This is a genomic window from Citrobacter sp. Cpo090 (genome assembly GCF_030332665.1).
Taxonomy (GTDB): Bacteria; Pseudomonadota; Gammaproteobacteria; order Enterobacterales; family Enterobacteriaceae; genus Citrobacter; species Citrobacter portucalensis.
The window spans coordinates 1,479,130-1,495,645 of the sequence record NZ_JAOWHK010000025.1; the positions used below are offsets into that span (position 1 = coordinate 1,479,130).

Sequence of the window (16,516 nt, forward strand, 5' to 3'; positions counted from 1 at the left end):
CGCTGCAAGCTGGCGTCGGTCCGTAAGCTTAGCGTTTTGCTCGGGCGTCCGGGCGAACTAAATCAAAACGGTGTGTTTCACTGATCGAATAATACGCCGTTGGCCCACCTGCACGCAGTACAGGCTTCGCTTTCGCCGTCTGATAGATGCCGTCTTCCAGAAGCGTTTCATCTATGTGGATGCCCACCACCTCTCCCAACACCAGCCAGGTTTCAACAGGTGCGCCATCAGCAGTAGTCAGTTGCAGAGTTTGCGATAAACGACACTCAAAATTGACCGGGCTTTGCGCCACGCGCGGCACGTTGACTATCCGGCTATCTGCCTTGCTAAGCCCGGCGGCAAAAAACTCATCCTCACCGTGCGGCAAGCTGGCTGACGTTTCGTTCATCGCAGTGGCTAGCTCAAGAGTCGTCAGGTTCCAGACAAATTCACCGGTTTCGATAATATTCTGCACGCTGTCTTTCCAGCCGCTGCTGGCGAAACCGATAATCGGCGGATGATAGTTAAAACAGTTAAAGAAACTGTAGGGTGCCAGATTGTGCCGACCATTGCCGTCACACGACGCAATCCAGCCAATCGGGCGCGGTCCAATGATGGCATTTAGCGGGTCATGCGGTAAGCCGTGTCCCTGTGACGGTTGATAGAAATACATAGCGTTCCCTGTTGAAGTTGACGTCAGCTCAGCACAAATTATGCTTCGCTCATCCCCCTGGAAAAAGAAGATCAGCGTAGAACAATCTGCCAACGATTACGACTGAATAAAGTTGAGCAGGTCACCGTTGATCTGTTGCTTATGGGTGGTGCAAATTCCATGCGAGCCGCCGACATATACCTTCAACTGCGAGTCCGGCAGTATTTCCGCCGCGACCTTTCCGCAGGTTTCAAACGGGACAATCTGATCGTCATCACCGTGGATCACCAGCGTCGGGATGGTCATCTTTTTGAGGTCCTCACGCAGATCTGTTTCCGAAAACGCGTGTATACAGTCGTACAACGCTTTGATTGAACCTTGTAAACCCTGTTCAACAAAACTCTCCCTGACGGCTTTCGACTCTTTTGCGCCCGGACGGTTGTAGCCATAGAATGCAGCAGTCAGTTCATAGAAAAAGGCGGCGCGATCGTTCACAACCCCCTCACGGATGCCATCGAATACCTCTTTCGGCACGCCATTTGGATTAAAGTCAGTCTTGACCATGATGGGCGTCACCGCACCAATTAACACCGCTTTTGCCACCCGCTGCGTCCCATGCCGGCCAATATAACGAGCCACTTCCCCACCGCCGGTAGAGTGCCCGACATGTACAGCATCTTTAAGATTGAGATGCGCGGTAAGTTCAGCCAGATCATCAGCATACTGATCCATATGATGACCATCCCAGGGTTGAGCCGAACGCCCATGCCCGCGCCTGTCATGGGCGATCACACGAAATCCTTTCGATCCAAGAAACAACATCTGATCTTCAAACGCATCTGCCGTCAGCGGCCAACCGTGACTAAACACAATAGGTTGTCCACTTCCCCAATCTTTAAAATGCAAATAGCTGCCGTCTTTCAAGGTAAGTTTGTCGTACTGGCTCATGAGATCTCCTGTTGCGGAACACTGAGTTGTTTGACGCGCCCGCAGCGAGCGCTTAAAAAGCATAATGCAAATTGGAGAACGATCACGTTTTTCGGCTAAAATCACACCATATGCGACAATGTTGATGATTTACCTGAATGTGAACTAAATCACTTCAAACATGGGGTAAGTCTCAGTATCATCATAAAAGCTAAACCCTTGCCGCCTGACGGTGAGGGTTTTCTTTTGGGATTATTTACCTGCGCACCCGCAGTATCGACGACATGGAGTAATAAATGTCCAGACCAACTATCATCATTAACGACCTCGATGCGGAACGCATTGACCGCCTGTTGGAGCAACCTGCGTTTGCTGGTTTACCGATTGCCGACGCCCTTAACGCCGAGCTGGATCGTGCCCAAATGTGTTCTCCAGAAACCATGCCGCACGATGTCGTAACCATGAACAGCCGCGTGAAATTCCGCAATCTGAGTGATGGCGAAGTCCGTGTGCGTACCCTGGTGTATCCGGCCAATATGACTGACAGCAGCACACAGCTTTCAGTAATGGCACCTGTCGGCGCTGCACTTCTGGGGTTGCGCGTTGGTGATACCATTCACTGGGAATTGCCTGGCGGGACCTCAACGCACCTCGAAGTTATCGAGCTTGAGTACCAGCCTGAAGCTGCAGGCGACTACCTGCGCTAACTCTGTCTTATCAAAGCCACTCGCTTTATCTTACAGGGGATGCATCCGCATCCTCTTTCCGCTTAGATCTCCCTGTTCCTCGCTTTCTTTCCTGTTCGCAAAACATAAATCTGTGTCGTGACTGACAGAATCATTTTTAATACTATGCTGTTATGTGTTCATGTAATGACAAGGAGAATGTTTATGTACAACACAATCATAATGCCTGTTGATGTATTCGAAATGGAACTGAGCGACAAGGCTATTCGCCATGCAGAATTTCTGGCCCAGGATAAAGGGGTTATCCATCTGCTGCACGTGCTGCCAGGCTCAGCGAGCTTAAGCCTGCACCGCTTTGCCGCTGACGTTCGTCGTTTTGAAGAACATCTGCAACACGAAGCGGAAACCCGTCTGCAAACAATGGTCGGTCACTTCAGCATCGATCCTTCCCGTATTAAGCAACACGTCCGCTTTGGCAGCGTCCGTGACGTGGTCAACGAGTTGGGTGAAGAGTTGAATGCGGATGTCGTTGTCATTGGGTCGCGTAACCCATCAATCAGCACCCATCTGCTCGGCTCTAACGCCTCCAGCGTTGTTCGCCATGCAACTTTACCGGTACTGGTTGTACGTTAACAGCCACTGATTTGTTAAAGAAAACCCCTGCCAGGTTAACGCCTGACAGGGGTTTTTATTACCTCACGATCAGTACAAATGACCGATATTCACGATGGTGCTAACCGTATCGCCAAAAAACGTCAGACGGCTCAGGAATATGCCAACAAACAGCAGGACAAAAAGCGCTTTTGCGCGACGTTCTCCCTGACGGCTAAGCACAAAGGCCACCGCCAGGCACACCAGACTTGCCAGGTAAAGCGGCGACGTCAGCCAGGCATGCGCCGTCATCTGCATGATGGTGCCGCCGCTTAGCCAGATAATGGGCGCGGCGATCATGACTGCCATACACACGACAATCCCCTGGCGCAATGCGGCAACGGCAGGCGCGAGGTTAAGCAACGGAATTGCCGCACAGCCCATCACCCACACCGTGATAAAGAACAACAGCATTGTCAGACCGTTGGCGATCGCCACCATTGCCGGGGCGGCATAGGTCATCCCCTGTACCGCCACCAGCGCGATACCGAGAACAGAGGCCAGAACAGCTGGCGCTTTGTGCCCTTTTGCCAAAAACGTCACCCCGACCGCTGCACCGTATAAGGTGGCGCCCAGAATTTCACGACTCAGCCAGGCATGCTGCAGGTTAATCAGGGCATCGTAAGCGCGATCCGGATGCGCAAGGTGCAATACCGCCGCCACCGAAGCCGCAGCCAGAACCAGTCCGCTAACCAGCCAGTACAGGCGTTTGCTTTCCAGCTTTCCTTGCAGCGCGCGTAGCGTCAGAATGAGCGTGATCCCGACCGACATCTGGCTCAACACGGTAAAAATCACCAGAGGAAGTTCATACTTTTCCATTACTTGCCCTCCGGTTGCTTCGGTTGACGCGCGAGGATAAAACGCGTGCCAGGATTAAGCTGCGGCATACGCGGGAACCCCGGCGGATACTGCACGGCATTGTTGGGGATCGGATCGGCATCCAGGTCGATGAGCGTCAGCGCACCTACCGGACAGGCATTCACGCACGCTGGCTGCATGCCAACATCAAGGCGCTCATAGCACATGCTGCATTTTTCCGCTTTTTTCGTCTCTTCATTAAAGCGCGGCGCACCGTATGGGCAGTTGCGGATACAGTTTTTACATCCGATACAACGTTCCGGGTTATGTACCACAACACCATCCTCACGTTTGGTGTACGCCTCTACCGGACAAGCCGCCAGGCAGGCCGGATTTTCGCAGTGGTTACAGGCCAGCGAGTAGAATGCCCGCTCTTCATGCGGATAAATTTCTTTATCCAGCGGGTAGACATAGCGCCAGAAACGTTCAGGCTCCAGCTGGTTAAAACTTTTACACGCCATCGCACAGCCACGGCAGCCGATGCACTTATCGCTATTAACTAAAAACGCGCGTCTCATGCCGCAGCTCCTTCATTTCCTGACAGCGTAATATCTACAAATTGACTGTGAATGGCCGCACCCGGTGCGCCGGTCGCCATTTTCCCCATATCGGCTGGCGTATCTTTGACCACGTTCTGTACGTTGTAACTAAGCTTGTTGAACCAGGATTCGTACATCACAAGGAAATCTTCCGGCACATTCGTGGTGATTTTGGCGCGCAGCTCAACATGCCCCGCCTCGTTGAAGACTTTGACGTGAGCGCCCTCCGTGATGCCCTTTTTCTGTGCAGCAAGCGGGTGGATATAGACAAAAGGTTCTGGCCAGAAAACCTGCATCCAGTCCAGATTGACAAACTGCGAGTGCAGACCGTACTGAAGATGAGGTGTAAACAGGTGGAACGGCAACGCCCCCTGCGCACCCGCTTTATATTCCGGCAAAGCCGTGTGACCATTTTCCGCACAACGTTCTGATTTGAATTCATACTTACCTGACGGCGTTTTGAATTTGCGATCGTACCAGGCTGCGCTGCTGACCATTTTTGCTTTGCGGGGTCCTTCCAGCAGGTCATTCCAGCCCGCTATGCCGAACTGTTTGCCCATCCCCTCATTGAATTCCTGATCCAACCAGCGTTTAGCATCAAACTCCTGCGGGAAGGTACATGAACCGGGTTCCAGTTTATTGATGGTTTTAGACAGCAGCGCAGCGATTTCCGGATCGCTCTTGCACTCATACAGCGGTTTGATAGCTGGCTCGTTGACGGATAACCAATAGTGCCAATAGGACGAAGAGACATCCCATTGTTCAAAGGTTGTAGTGACAGGCAGCACGATATCCGCATGCTGGACGGTTTCGTTGAAGAACTGGTCAACACAAACCACCATTTCCAGTTTATCAAACGCTTTAATCATCTTGTTGCGGTCAAAATCCTGAGCAAATGGGTTTTTAGAGGCCACCCACAGCATACGTACCGGCGGTTCGCTGGCGTCCAGGATCCCCTGTGCCGTCTGGTTGATATTCAGCGCACGATCGGAGTATTCGCTTTTCTCACCGCTATCACTGACAAACTCACCCACCGGACCACCAGCGCCTTTCATGCCGACAGAACCTGCAGGAGGCTTTTGCATCATTCCATGGTAGTTATAGCCCCATGTCTGCAGATGGCCGTAGCGAGCGCCGCCGCCCTCAATACCAATATTGCCGGTCATCGCCACAAAGGCGTCGATCGCACGTACATTCGCGCCGCCGTTGACATGGCGCTGCATACCGTAGCCAATCCACACGGTGGCAGGATTAACCGCCGTAAACTCTTCCGCCAACTGGCGAATGACATCCGCCGACAGTCCGCAAATTTCCGCTGCCCACTCGACGGTAACGTTATTACGCAGGTACTCTTCAAACTCAGCATAACCATGCGAATAGTTGTTAACGAAATCCTGGTCAACCAAGCCTTTATCCACCAGGTGGCGCGCCATACCCAGCGCCAGAGCGCCATCTGAGCCAGGGCGAACACGTAAATAGAGATCGGCTTTCGCGGCGGTTTGGGTTAAAAGCGGATCGATAACGACCACTTTTGCGCCTTTTTCTCGCGCCTGATAGATATATTTCATGGTGTGCATAGAGCACCAGGCGGGGTTCGCGCCCCAGATGATAATGTATTTGGCTTTAACAAAATCTTCCGGGTCGTTACACCACATATCGCCCATGTCATAGTTTTGGGCATCGATACCGGCTGGCCAGCAGGGCGTCCCGGCAAAACGGGTGGTGTAACCCAGCGAAGACATCATCCCTTCAACGGCATAGCCCATCACACCAAGGTTGCCTGAGTATTTTGACAGCGCCAGCCCTAACATTGAGCCATCTTTCTTTTTAATCTCCAGCATCTTGGTTGCAATGCGCTGCATTGCGTCTTCCCAGGAGATACGACGCCAGTTACCGCTACCGCGAACATCCTGAACCATCGGATATTTAATGCGATCCGGGCTATATACCCGGCGTGGGTAAGTCAGACCTTTTACACACGGAGTTCCATGTGTAAACGTTGACTCAGGTGCGCCTTCCACGAAGGTGATTACATCATCCTTCACCCAGGTTTTCAGGCTACAAGTGTCATAGCAGTTACGCGGACAGGCGTTGCGAGAAATTTTGTAGGTTTTAGGGTTAAACGGTATGGGCGGTTGCGCTAATGCACAGCGTGAAGTCAGCAATCCCCCTGGCAGGGCAGCTACTGTTCCAAGGGCAATTAACCCTTTCAAAAATGAACGTCTGTTCAGAACTCCCGGTTCATTACTCATATTGATACTCTCGTGTTTAATTCATCAAGCCAAGAAGACAATCTTTCCGCTACGGTTTTCAACGTGGCGGTTTGTGCATTTATATTTATTTTTTCTATATACTCGGGCACCCACATCGCTATATACCCTTTTATATATCGATTGAGCATAACCTGGTATTCAGCTGATACTCTGGCATTAGCCAATAATAAAACGGCCAATTCCAATACACAGGAAATATGATCATCCGGGATATCATTTACATGACTTATAGATAGATCTATGTTCGCCATGAATTCCCGAATGCTTAGGGTAGATTTACCCATTACGAGGGCATCTTCTTCGAGATAAACCGAAGCAAACGGCGGGGCTTTTAGCGTCTGCGGCCCGACAAATAGCGCATTGAAGTCGTACTCCGCTTCCAGCCACTCCTGCTCTGTTAGCGCCACGGCATTTTTATCCAGAGCTGAATAAGCCGCTTTCAGTGTTTGACCATCGTGAGAGATAAAAAAATCACGCAATAATAACCCTGTCGATTCAAAGATCGTCAGGGTTTTATATATTTCACCCATGAATTAACCAACCATTTATTCATACAACAAATGAAAACATAATGCAGGTTGATATAATAAAGAAAACGCCTAATCTTTCTTTGATAAAACTAATGATCAGACTAATTAAGTGAATGCTTTAAGCGGTTAATTGTTTCAAGAATTGACAATTTGAGAGCGTGGAAATAAAAAACCGCCAGCAGATGGCTGGCGGTTTAGGCATTGCAGGTGAGTCTTACTTTTTTTATGCTACTGTCGTGCGAATCAGATAATCAAACGAACTCAATGAGGCCTTCGCGCCTTCACCGGTCGCGATGATAATCTGCTTATACGGTACGGTGGTGCAGTCACCGGCGGCGAAAACACCTTTCACGCTGGTTTCGCACTTGGCATCGATGATGATTTCGCCCATGCGATTACGTTCAACGGCGCCTTCCAGCCAGTTGGTGTTCGGCAGCAGACCAATCTGAACAAAGATACCTACCAGTTCTACATTGTGAATATCGCCGCTCACGCGGTCACGATACTCCAGGCCAGTAACTTTGCTGCCATCGCCTTTCACTTCTGTCGTTTGCGCATTCAGAATGATGTCGACGTTTTTCAGACTGCGAAGCTTATTTTGCAGCACCTGGTCGGCCTTCATTTCAGGAGCAAACTCCAGCAGCGTAACATGTTCAACAATACCTGCCAGGTCGATAGCCGCTTCAACGCCGGAGTTACCGCCGCCAATCACCGCAACACGCTTGCCTTTAAACAGTGGGCCATCACAGTGCGGGCAGTAGGTTACGCCTTTGGTGCGATACTGATCTTCACCCGGAACGTTCATGTTGCGCCATTTCGCGCCGGTGGCGATGATAATGCTACGTGCTTTCAGCACCGCGCCGGAGGCTGTTTCAATCTGATGCAAACCGCCTTCCTGCGCTGCAGGGACCAGTTTGCTTGCGCTCTGGCTGTCAATCACATCGACATCATAATCATCAACGTGTGCTTTCAGCGCCCCCGCCAGTTTCTGACCTTCAGTTTTCGGTACTGAGATATAGTTTTCAATATCAACGGTATCAAGAACCTGACCGCCAAAACGTTCGCCCATCAGACCGGTGCGAATGCCTTTACGTGCAGAGTACACCGCTGCCGCCGCACCCGCAGGACCTGAACCGACAATCAGCACGTCATAAGCATCGCGCTTATTCAACTCTTCAGCCGCACGTTTTTCTGCGCCGGTATCCACTTTCGCCACGATCTCAGTCAGCGTCATACGACCCTGCCCGAACTCTTTGCCGTTCATAAATACCGCCGGAACGCCCATCACATTGCGATCCGTGATTTCGTTCTGGAATGTACCGCCGTCAATCGCCGTATGTTTGATACGTGGGTTCAGCACCGCCATCAGGTTCAGCGCCTGCACCACGTCCGGGCAGTTATGGCAGGAAAGCGAATAATAGGTTTCAAACTCAAAATCACCGTCGAGGTCGCGGATCTGCTCCAGCAACGTCTGCGCCTCTTTTGACGGATGACCACCGGTCCACAGCAGCGCCAGCACCAGAGAGGTAAACTCATGGCCCAGCGGAGAACCTGCAAAACGCGGCCCCTGGTGAGAACCGGGATTGGTAATCAGGAACGATGGCTTACGCACCGCCAGAGTATTGTCTTCTTTGAAGGTGACTTTTTCTGACAGCTCAGCAATTTCAGTCAGCAATTCCTTGATTTCTGCCGATTTAGCGCTGTCATCCAGCGTCGCAATCAACTCAACAGGTTTGGTCAGTTTCTCAAGGTAAGCCCTGAGCTGGGTTTTCATATTTGTGTCGAGCATTCTTCTTCCCTCTCTGAAAACATCATCATGCAAGCCGACTTAGCTGGACTGCATTAATGCAACTTGCGTCATGGTGCTGGAATGAAACAGGCGCAAATTTGCGCCTGTGGAATGCCGGATGCACTACGTTTATCCGGCCTACAAACTATGCGACTTAGATTTTACCAACCAGGTCCAGAGATGGAGCTAATGTAGCTTCACCTTCTTTCCATTTCGCCGGGCAAACTTCACCTGGGTGGGAAGCGACATACTGTGCGGCTTTGATTTTGCGCAGCAGGTCAGACGCATCACGGCCGATACCTTCAGCGGTAACTTCGATTGCCTGGATGATACCCTGCGGGTCAACAACGAAGGTTGCGCGGTCAGCCAGGCCTTCATCTTCACGCATGTTGTCGAAGTTACGGGTCAGGGCGCCAGTCGGGTCGCCGATCATCGCGTATTTGATTTTCGCGATGGTTTCAGAGCTGCTGTGCCATGCTTTGTGGGTGAAGTGGGTGTCGGTAGACACGGAATACACGTCTACGCCCAGTTTCTGCAGCTCTTCGTAATGGTCTGCAACGTCGCCCAGCTCGGTCGGGCATACGAAAGTGAAGTCAGCCGGGTAGAAGAAGAAGACGCTCCAGCGACCTTCGGTATCTTTCTCGGTTACTTCGATGAACTCACCGTTTTTGAACGCCTGGTTTTTGAAAGGTTTAATTTTGGTATTAATCAAAGACATCTGTACTTCCTCCGTGTTTTCGTTGAGAGATAAGTTAACGAAAATCTCTTCGCAGGGCTAATGCGTTTCCTTTATCAAATCAATAAGCGATAACTAACAACTCACTCAAACACATGTTGTGAACTTAAAGACAAAAGTAAAAAAGGCCCCCTTTGCAGGGAGCCTCATTACCTGAGCTACCCGCAGGTAACGTCAGTGCCAGCAGGGCTGGCTATGTGTTGCGCTCTACATTACCTTAACAAAGGTCGTAACAGCGATTGGGATTACATCACCCAACTCAAGAAAGGGCAATCGACAGACCGTCGATCTTACCTATGGCTGCGATAGGTTTTGCAACTAAGTCCCCTTTCCTGCTGATTTTATAAGGAAAATCAATGTTTAAACGCACCTTACTCTTAACTCTTCTCCCCGCTATCGTGCACGCAGAGGAGCTCCCTGCCCCGGTTAAAGCCATTGAGAAACAGGGCATTACCATCCTGAAGCCCTTCGATGCACCGGGTGGAATGAAAGGCTATCTGGGGAAATACCAGGACATGGGGGTCACTATCTATGTCACGCCTGACGGTAAACATGCCATCTCCGGCTACATGTACAACGAGAAAGGCGAAAACCTCAGTAATGCGCTCATAGAAAAAGAGATCTATGCCCCTGCCGGACGTGAGATGTGGCAGCGAATGGAAAAAGCGTCGTGGATTCTGGACGGAAATAAAGAGGCCCCGGTCATCGTCTACGTGTTTGCCGATCCCTTCTGTCCCTATTGCAAACAGTTCTGGCAGCAGGCGCGTCCGTGGGTCGAAGCCGGTAAAGTTCAGTTGCGTACATTACTGGTTGGCGTCATAAAACCCGAAAGCCCGGCCACCGCCGCGGCAATTCTGGCAGCCAAAGATCCGGCCAAAACCTGGCATGACTATGAGGCGTCCGGCGGCAAAATAAAGCTGGAAATCCCGACGTCGGTCCATCCTGAACAGATGAAGGTACTGAATATCAATCAAAAATTGATGGATGATTTAGGGGCCAACGTAACGCCGGCTATCTATTACATGAGTAAAGACGATACGTTACAACAGGAAGTGGGATTACCAGATAAGGAGAAATTAAACATTATCATGGGAAATAAATAGAGGTAACAAAATGAGTGATTGTTATCGTTCTCATTTCAATCACTCATTTAAATTAACTTTTCTGGTGAAAATTACGCAATCTGTGCTATTTTAGCTAAAGTTAATTATTCATTAAGCACATAAACATAAATTCCAAGAATAACTAGCATTTAAACTATTCCGAAATTCAATTTTTCATTACATTACCATCACAGGAAGGTAGGCATGGCTAACCTCTATGATCTCAAAAAATTCGATCTCAACTTGTTAGTGATATTTGAATGCATATATCAACATTTGAGCATCAGTAAAGCTGCGACAACACTGTATATCACCCCTTCAGCCGTCAGCCAGTCATTACAGCGACTGCGTACACAGTTTAACGACCCCCTGTTTATTCGCTCCGGTAAAGGTATTACGCCAACCGTAACCGGAGTTAATCTTCATCACCACCTTGAGCAAAATCTTAATAATCTGGAACAAACCATTAATATTATGCATGGTTCCAGCCTGAAAAAGAAATTTATTATTTATAGCCCACAAATTACGACTAACTTAGGGGTGATTGAGTTAATCAATACGTTAAGAAAAAACTCAGATGTCGAAGTTGAACATCACGACATAATAATGACTGCCGATACTGCAGAGAACATCCTGGCCTACAGGAAAGCGGATTTAATCATCACCACCGCTCCTGTATATAACAGATCTATTGTATGTACGCTGTTTAAAACTATTGAATGTGTTTTAACATGTAGCCGTAATCACCCCAGAATGAATGAATCTGCGACTCTTGCACAAATATTGGAAGAACAATTTACTTTATATCTTACAGAGGAAGCGGGTATTAAAGAGTATCAATCACAAGCTAATGCCCTGCTAATCAATCGTAAAATTGGATTTAGTAGCGACTCTCTGATGTCAATTACTAATGTGATTGCTGGTACAGATATTATTGGTATAATCCCCAAGCTTAATTATGAATATCATGCTGACCGACTTAATTTAAAAGAAATCAATATAGATTTCAAGCTCCCATCAATCAAATTATACTTAATGTACAATCGCGCCTCACTTAGCAATAAAAATTTCGCAGAACATATCAATATAATAACCGCTGAAAACCAGCAACTCACATCATCAAAAGTATAAAAAATCAATTTCTGGAATGTAAAATAAAAATGCATTCATGTTGCGAATATTTCTTTAAGCGTTGCATATTTTAAAGATTGGCATATTTTATTATGGGTATTTATTTTAGTATAAAATAAAATCTTGATATGGACGTGATATGTCTGTTTATAAAATACCGTTAAGCCAGAATGTTCTTGAAGCCACTCAGGAACGCATTACCTGGACTCTTGAGACTCTGCCGCGTGTCTGCGTTTCTTTCTCTGGGGGTAAAGATTCAGGTCTGATGTTACATCTGACAGCCGCCATTGCTCGCAATTTACAGAAAAAAATAGACATTTTGTTTATCGATTGGGAGGCTCAATTTTCCTGCACCATCGACTATGTACAAGCACTACGGGAACTTTACTCTGATGTCATCGAAAATTTCTATTGGGTGGCATTACCGCTAACGACGCAGAATTCACTGTCACAATTTCAACCCGAATGGCAGTGTTGGGAGCCGGGTACGCAATGGGTTCGCCAGCCGCCCGCAGATGCCATAACCGATCCTGAATATTTCTCTTTCTACCAACCCGGCATGACTTTTGAACAATTTGTTCGCGAGTTCGCTGACTGGTTTTCGCAGAAACGGCCAGCCGCCATGATGGTCGGGATCCGCGCCGATGAGTCATATAATCGTTTCGTCGCCATTGCGAACTCGAAAAAACAGCGTTTTGCCGATGATAAACCCTGGACCACCAGCGCCCCCGGCGGGCATACCTGGTATATTTATCCGATTTATGACTGGAAAACTGCCGACATCTGGACGTGGTTTGCCAAGTCAACGCTCCCGTGTAATCCCCTGTACAACCTAATGTATCAGGCGGGGGTTCCTACACGATACATGCGTATATGCGAACCCTTTGGGCCAGAACAACGCCAGGGACTGTGGCTTTACCATGTTATTGAGCCTGAACGCTGGGCGGAGATGTGTGCGCGTGTCAGCGGCGTAAAAAGTGGCGGAATTTATGCGGGTCAGGACAACCATTTTTACGGTCACCGCAAAATATTAAAACCCGAACATTTAAGCTGGCAGGAATACGCCATGCTGTTATTGAAGAGTATGCCGGAAACGACCGCCGAACATTACCGCAATAAAATCGCCGTCTATTTACAGTGGTATAAGAAAAAGGGCATGGACAATATCCCACAAACCCAGGAAAGAGATATTGGTTCAGTGGATATTCCGTCGTGGCGGCGTATCTGCAAGGTTCTGCTGAATAACGACTACTGGTGTCGGGCGCTGTCATTCAGCCCAACAAAACCGAAAAACTACCAACGTTATAACGAACGCATGAAAACCAAACGCCAGGAATGGGGGATCTTATGCAACAACGATTAACTCAGGAACTCCTCGGCTTTCTTTCTGGTTTATCAGAACCAGAGAAAATTGAAGCCATCAATCAATTCAGACAGGCAATACATAGCGTCAGTCCCTTTCGCGAAGAACCCGTAGATTGTGTGCTGTGGGTTAAAAATGATCATATCTCACCCAACGACTACAATCCCAATAACGTCGCGCCGCCGGAGAAGAAGTTGCTGCTGAAGTCCATCGAAGCTGACGGATTCACGCAGCCCATTGTGGTCGTTCACTCAACGGCTGAAAAATACGAAATTGTCGATGGTTTCCACCGTCATGAATTAGGGAAAAGCAAAGCCTCGCTTCGTACAAGGCTGAAAGGATATTTGCCGGTTGCTTGTTTAGAGCGTGAACGCCATGAACGCATGGCAGCGACCATTCGCCACAACCGCGCTCGCGGGCGTCACCAAATCCACGCCATGTCCGAAATTGTCCGTGAATTATCAATGCTAGGCTGGAGTGAAGAAAAAATTGGCAAAGATCTCGGCATGGACAGCGACGAAGTATTGCGTCTGAAGCAAATCAACGGCCTGCAAGAGTTGTTTGCAGACCGTCGATTCTCTAAAGCCTGGACGGTGAAATAGCTACAGCAATGCCAGACGTTCGGCTGCCGCTAACAGCGTCGATTCCTGCTTGGCAAAACAGAGGCGAATCAGCTTATGTGGGAAAGGATCGGCGCAGAACACCGACAGCGGAATTGCCGCCACACCCACTTCAGTGGTCAGCCACTGACAAAACTCAACGTCGTTAAGTGTGGAAACGGCGCTGTAATCGACCAGCAGAAAGTACGTGCCTTCACACGGCAGAATTTCCAGTCGGCTGTCACGCAGTGCATTCACCAATACATCGCGTTTTTTCTGATAAAACGCGGGCAGCTCGCGATAGTGTGCGGGATCTTCTCGTAGCATATCCGCCAGCGCCAACTGTGCTGGCGTGTTGACGGAGAACGTCAGATACTGGTGTACCTTACGCAATTCAGCGCTAATAGCGGCAGGTGCGACACAGTAGCCGACTTTCCAACCAGTCATATGGTAGGTCTTACCAAACGATGAAACGGCAACGGCGCGTTCACGTAGCTCTGAATGTGCCAGCACGCTGGCGTGTCCCTGTTCGGTGAAGCAGATATGTTCATAAACTTCATCGCTGATGACAAAGATCTCGCGTTCTTTAATTGCCTGCCACAGCGCATCAAAATCAGCGTGATGCCACACGGTGGCAGAAGGATTATGTGGCGTGTTCAGGATAACTAATCGGGTGCGGTCGCTGAGCAAGGCACTAAACGCCTGCCAGTCGACGCGAAAAGACGGCGGTTGCAGCGCGATACGTTTAACTACGCCCCCGGATAATTCAACCGCAGGCGCATAGCTGTCGTAGCTTGGGTCGAAACAAATCACCTCATCACCAGGACGAACCAGCGCAGTGATCGCGGCATACAATGCTTCCGTTGCCCCCGCCGTGATGGTCACTTCACTACTCGCATCGGGTTTATAGCCGTACAGGTCTGCCGTTTTATCCGCGATGGCTTCGCGCAGCGGCTGCACGCCCGTCATCGGCGCATACTGGTTTGCGCCATGCGCGACGTGATACGCCAGACGCTCCTGCAAAAAGAGTGGACCGTCAAAATCAGGAAACCCCTGCGAGAGGTTAATGGCCTGATGCTGCTGCGCCAGCGCACTCATTTGCGTGAAGATAGTGGTGCCCAGATTAGGCAGTTTGCTTTGCGGAATCAGCGGGTTATTACTCATTATTGTTATCCCAGCGTGTGATGTTGTGGTTGAAGCCACTATAGCACGATGCTAGTATTTGGCAATCAAGACGTTCAGACGTCTATATAAAAATAACCTGCCTGGACAGGACAGCCAAAAGGACAACACAACATGAGTACTACCGAGATTCGCGTCGTCACCGGCCCAGCCAACTATTTTTCCCATCCCGGCAGCCTGTCGAGACTCAACGATTTTTTCACTACCGACCAACTTTCGCACGCCGTATGGGTTTATGGTGAGCGCGCCATCGATGCAGCCCGCCCTTACCTGCCAGAGGCTTTTCATCTTGCCGAGGCTAAACGGCTGCTGTTTACGGGACATTGCAGCGAAACCGATGTTGCTCAACTGGCAAAAGAGTCGGGAGAGGATCGCAGCGTGGTGATTGGCGTGGGTGGCGGAACATTGCTCGACACCGCTAAAGCGTTGGCCCGCCGTCTGGATCTGCCTTTTGTCGGTATTCCTACTATCGCGGCGACCTGCGCTGCCTGGACGCCGCTCTCCGTCTGGTATAACGATGCGGGCCAGGCGCTGCATTTCGAAATTTTCGCTGACGCGAACTTCCTCGTGCTGGTCGAACCCGAGATCGTTCTCAATGCACCAGAAGAATACTTACTGGCGGGGATCGGCGACACGCTGGCGAAGTGGTATGAAGCCGTCGTGCTCGCACCTCAGCCGGAAACTCTACCTTTGACAGTACGTCTGGGTATTCAAGCCGCCCAGACTATCCGCGACGTCCTGCTGGAAAGCAGCGAGCAGGCGCTGGCAGACAAACAACAAGGCACGCTAAGCCGCACGTTTTGCGATGTGGTTGATGCGATCATTGCCGGAGGCGGCATGGTTGGTGGTCTGGGCGAGCGCTACACCCGCGTGGCGGCGGCGCATTCTGTTCACAATGGCCTGACCGTCCTCCCACAAACCGAGAAGTTTTTACATGGCACCAAAGTGGCGTACGGCATCCTGGTACAAAGTGCGTTGTTGGGACAAGATGACGTGCTGGCGCAGTTAATTACCGCTTATCAGCGCTTCAACCTGCCAACCCGATTAGCTCAACTGGAAGTGGACATCAATAACCGCGCCGAAATCGACAAAGTAATTGCGCACACTCTGCGCCCGGTGGAGTCCATTCACGCCCTGCCGGTAACGTTAACGCCAGAGACCCTGCGCGCAGCATTCGAAAAGGTAGAGTCGTTTACGGTGTGATTAGGGTGCGGGTTGCCTGATGGCTGCTTCGCCTTATCAGGCCTACGGTCAAAGCATTGTTGTAGGCCGGATAAGCGTCAGCGCCATCCGGCAAAAAATCAACAGCACTTCGCGCCGCCTTTCCCCCCATAGCGCGCATCCTGGCGCTCGCGGAAAAATTCTTCGTAGGTCATTGGCGTTTGGTCCGGATGCGTGACGCGCATATGTTCAACATAGTTGTCGTAATCCGGCACACCTATCATTAATCGGGCGGTTTGACCTAAATACTTCCCGGCTTTGGCGAGTGTTTCAAACATAGTGTTTCCCTGTCGTACA

The 16,516-nt window shown here is 49.9% G+C and carries 17 protein-coding genes; 7 read left to right on the top strand and 10 right to left on the bottom strand.

What is annotated here, in order from left to right; translation table 11 throughout:
- Positions 1-28: 28 nt before the first annotated feature.
- Positions 29-652 carry a flavin reductase family protein gene (locus tag OGY83_RS09890; protein WP_286635775.1) on the bottom strand — a complete coding sequence of 208 codons (624 nt, stop codon included), beginning with the start codon at positions 650-652 and terminating at the stop codon, positions 29-31.
- 96 nt (positions 653-748) lie between these two features.
- Positions 749-1,579: an alpha/beta fold hydrolase gene (locus tag OGY83_RS09895; protein ID WP_079936951.1), complete on the bottom strand. Its 831-nt coding sequence runs from the start codon at positions 1,577-1,579 to the stop codon at positions 749-751.
- Positions 1,580-1,854: 275 nt separating this feature from the next.
- Here OGY83_RS09895 and rnk point away from each other — a divergent pair, with 275 nt between their 5' ends.
- Together rnk and uspG are read left to right on the top strand one after the other, a co-directional pair.
- On the top strand, positions 1,855-2,265 hold the full coding sequence (gene rnk, locus OGY83_RS09900; protein ID WP_005120853.1) for a nucleoside diphosphate kinase regulator: 411 nt from the start codon (positions 1,855-1,857) through the stop codon (positions 2,263-2,265).
- Positions 2,266-2,448: 183 nt separating this feature from the next.
- On the top strand, positions 2,449-2,877 hold the full coding sequence (uspG, locus tag OGY83_RS09905) for a universal stress protein UspG (protein WP_003022101.1): 429 nt from the start codon (positions 2,449-2,451) through the stop codon (positions 2,875-2,877).
- Positions 2,878-2,946: 69 nt separating this feature from the next.
- Here uspG and OGY83_RS09910 read toward each other — a convergent pair whose 3' ends face one another.
- From OGY83_RS09910 to ahpC, 6 genes are all read right to left on the bottom strand, one after another.
- Complete coding sequence (locus OGY83_RS09910) at positions 2,947-3,714, bottom strand: dimethyl sulfoxide reductase anchor subunit family protein (protein ID WP_079936952.1); 768 nt, start codon at positions 3,712-3,714, stop codon at positions 2,947-2,949.
- Positions 3,714-4,271 carry a 4Fe-4S dicluster domain-containing protein gene (locus OGY83_RS09915; protein ID WP_047412739.1) on the bottom strand — a complete coding sequence of 186 codons (558 nt, stop codon included), beginning with the start codon at positions 4,269-4,271 and terminating at the stop codon, positions 3,714-3,716. The genes OGY83_RS09910 and OGY83_RS09915 overlap by 1 nt, the downstream gene beginning before the upstream one ends.
- Positions 4,268-6,544 (bottom strand): molybdopterin-dependent oxidoreductase, encoded by a 2,277-nt coding sequence (locus tag OGY83_RS09920; protein ID WP_286635776.1) that lies wholly within the window; start codon positions 6,542-6,544, stop codon positions 4,268-4,270. The genes OGY83_RS09915 and OGY83_RS09920 overlap by 4 nt, the downstream gene beginning before the upstream one ends.
- The gene (locus tag OGY83_RS09925; protein ID WP_286635777.1) at positions 6,541-7,095 is read right to left on the bottom strand and encodes a TorD/DmsD family molecular chaperone; all 555 of its coding nucleotides are present in this window, start codon (positions 7,093-7,095) and stop codon (positions 6,541-6,543) included. Before OGY83_RS09925 ends, OGY83_RS09920 begins: the two co-directional genes overlap by 4 nt.
- Positions 7,096-7,318: 223 nt before the next feature.
- On the bottom strand, positions 7,319-8,884 hold the full coding sequence (gene ahpF, locus OGY83_RS09930; protein ID WP_286635778.1) for an alkyl hydroperoxide reductase subunit F: 1,566 nt from the start codon (positions 8,882-8,884) through the stop codon (positions 7,319-7,321).
- A 154-nt stretch (positions 8,885-9,038) separates the two neighbouring features.
- Positions 9,039-9,602 carry an alkyl hydroperoxide reductase subunit C gene (gene ahpC / locus OGY83_RS09935; RefSeq protein ID WP_002894394.1) on the bottom strand — a complete coding sequence of 188 codons (564 nt, stop codon included), beginning with the start codon at positions 9,600-9,602 and terminating at the stop codon, positions 9,039-9,041.
- A 374-nt stretch (positions 9,603-9,976) separates the two neighbouring features.
- On the opposite strand from ahpC, the gene dsbG reads away from it, so the two are divergent.
- The 4 genes from dsbG (at position 9,977) to OGY83_RS09955 (ending at position 13,819) form a co-directional block, all read left to right on the top strand.
- Positions 9,977-10,723, top strand: coding sequence for a thiol:disulfide interchange protein DsbG (gene dsbG / locus OGY83_RS09940; RefSeq protein WP_123268376.1), 747 nt, complete (start codon positions 9,977-9,979; stop codon positions 10,721-10,723).
- Between the two features lie 204 nt (positions 10,724-10,927).
- Positions 10,928-11,854 carry a DNA-binding transcriptional repressor CitR gene (citR, locus tag OGY83_RS09945; protein ID WP_286635779.1) on the top strand — a complete coding sequence of 309 codons (927 nt, stop codon included), beginning with the start codon at positions 10,928-10,930 and terminating at the stop codon, positions 11,852-11,854.
- Positions 11,855-11,993: 139 nt separating this feature from the next.
- Positions 11,994-13,217, top strand: a complete 1,224-nt coding sequence (locus tag OGY83_RS09950; protein ID WP_286635780.1) for a phosphoadenosine phosphosulfate reductase — start codon at positions 11,994-11,996, stop codon at positions 13,215-13,217.
- Positions 13,202-13,819 carry an IbrB-like domain-containing protein gene (locus tag OGY83_RS09955; RefSeq protein WP_286635781.1) on the top strand — a complete coding sequence of 206 codons (618 nt, stop codon included), beginning with the start codon at positions 13,202-13,204 and terminating at the stop codon, positions 13,817-13,819. The genes OGY83_RS09950 and OGY83_RS09955 overlap by 16 nt, the downstream gene beginning before the upstream one ends.
- On the opposite strand, the gene OGY83_RS09960 is transcribed toward OGY83_RS09955, so the two are convergent.
- Entirely contained in the window at positions 13,820-14,980 is a 1,161-nt protein-coding gene (locus tag OGY83_RS09960; protein WP_286635782.1) for a pyridoxal phosphate-dependent aminotransferase, read from the bottom strand. It lies immediately after the preceding gene.
- A 132-nt stretch (positions 14,981-15,112) separates the two neighbouring features.
- Here OGY83_RS09960 and OGY83_RS09965 point away from each other — a divergent pair, with 132 nt between their 5' ends.
- On the top strand, positions 15,113-16,201 hold the full coding sequence (locus tag OGY83_RS09965) for an oxidoreductase (RefSeq protein WP_286635783.1): 1,089 nt from the start codon (positions 15,113-15,115) through the stop codon (positions 16,199-16,201).
- A 98-nt stretch (positions 16,202-16,299) separates the two neighbouring features.
- Here OGY83_RS09965 and OGY83_RS09970 read toward each other — a convergent pair whose 3' ends face one another.
- Entirely contained in the window at positions 16,300-16,497 is a 198-nt protein-coding gene (locus tag OGY83_RS09970; protein WP_003022064.1) for a YbdD/YjiX family protein, read from the bottom strand.
- Positions 16,498-16,516: the final 19 nt, after the last annotated feature.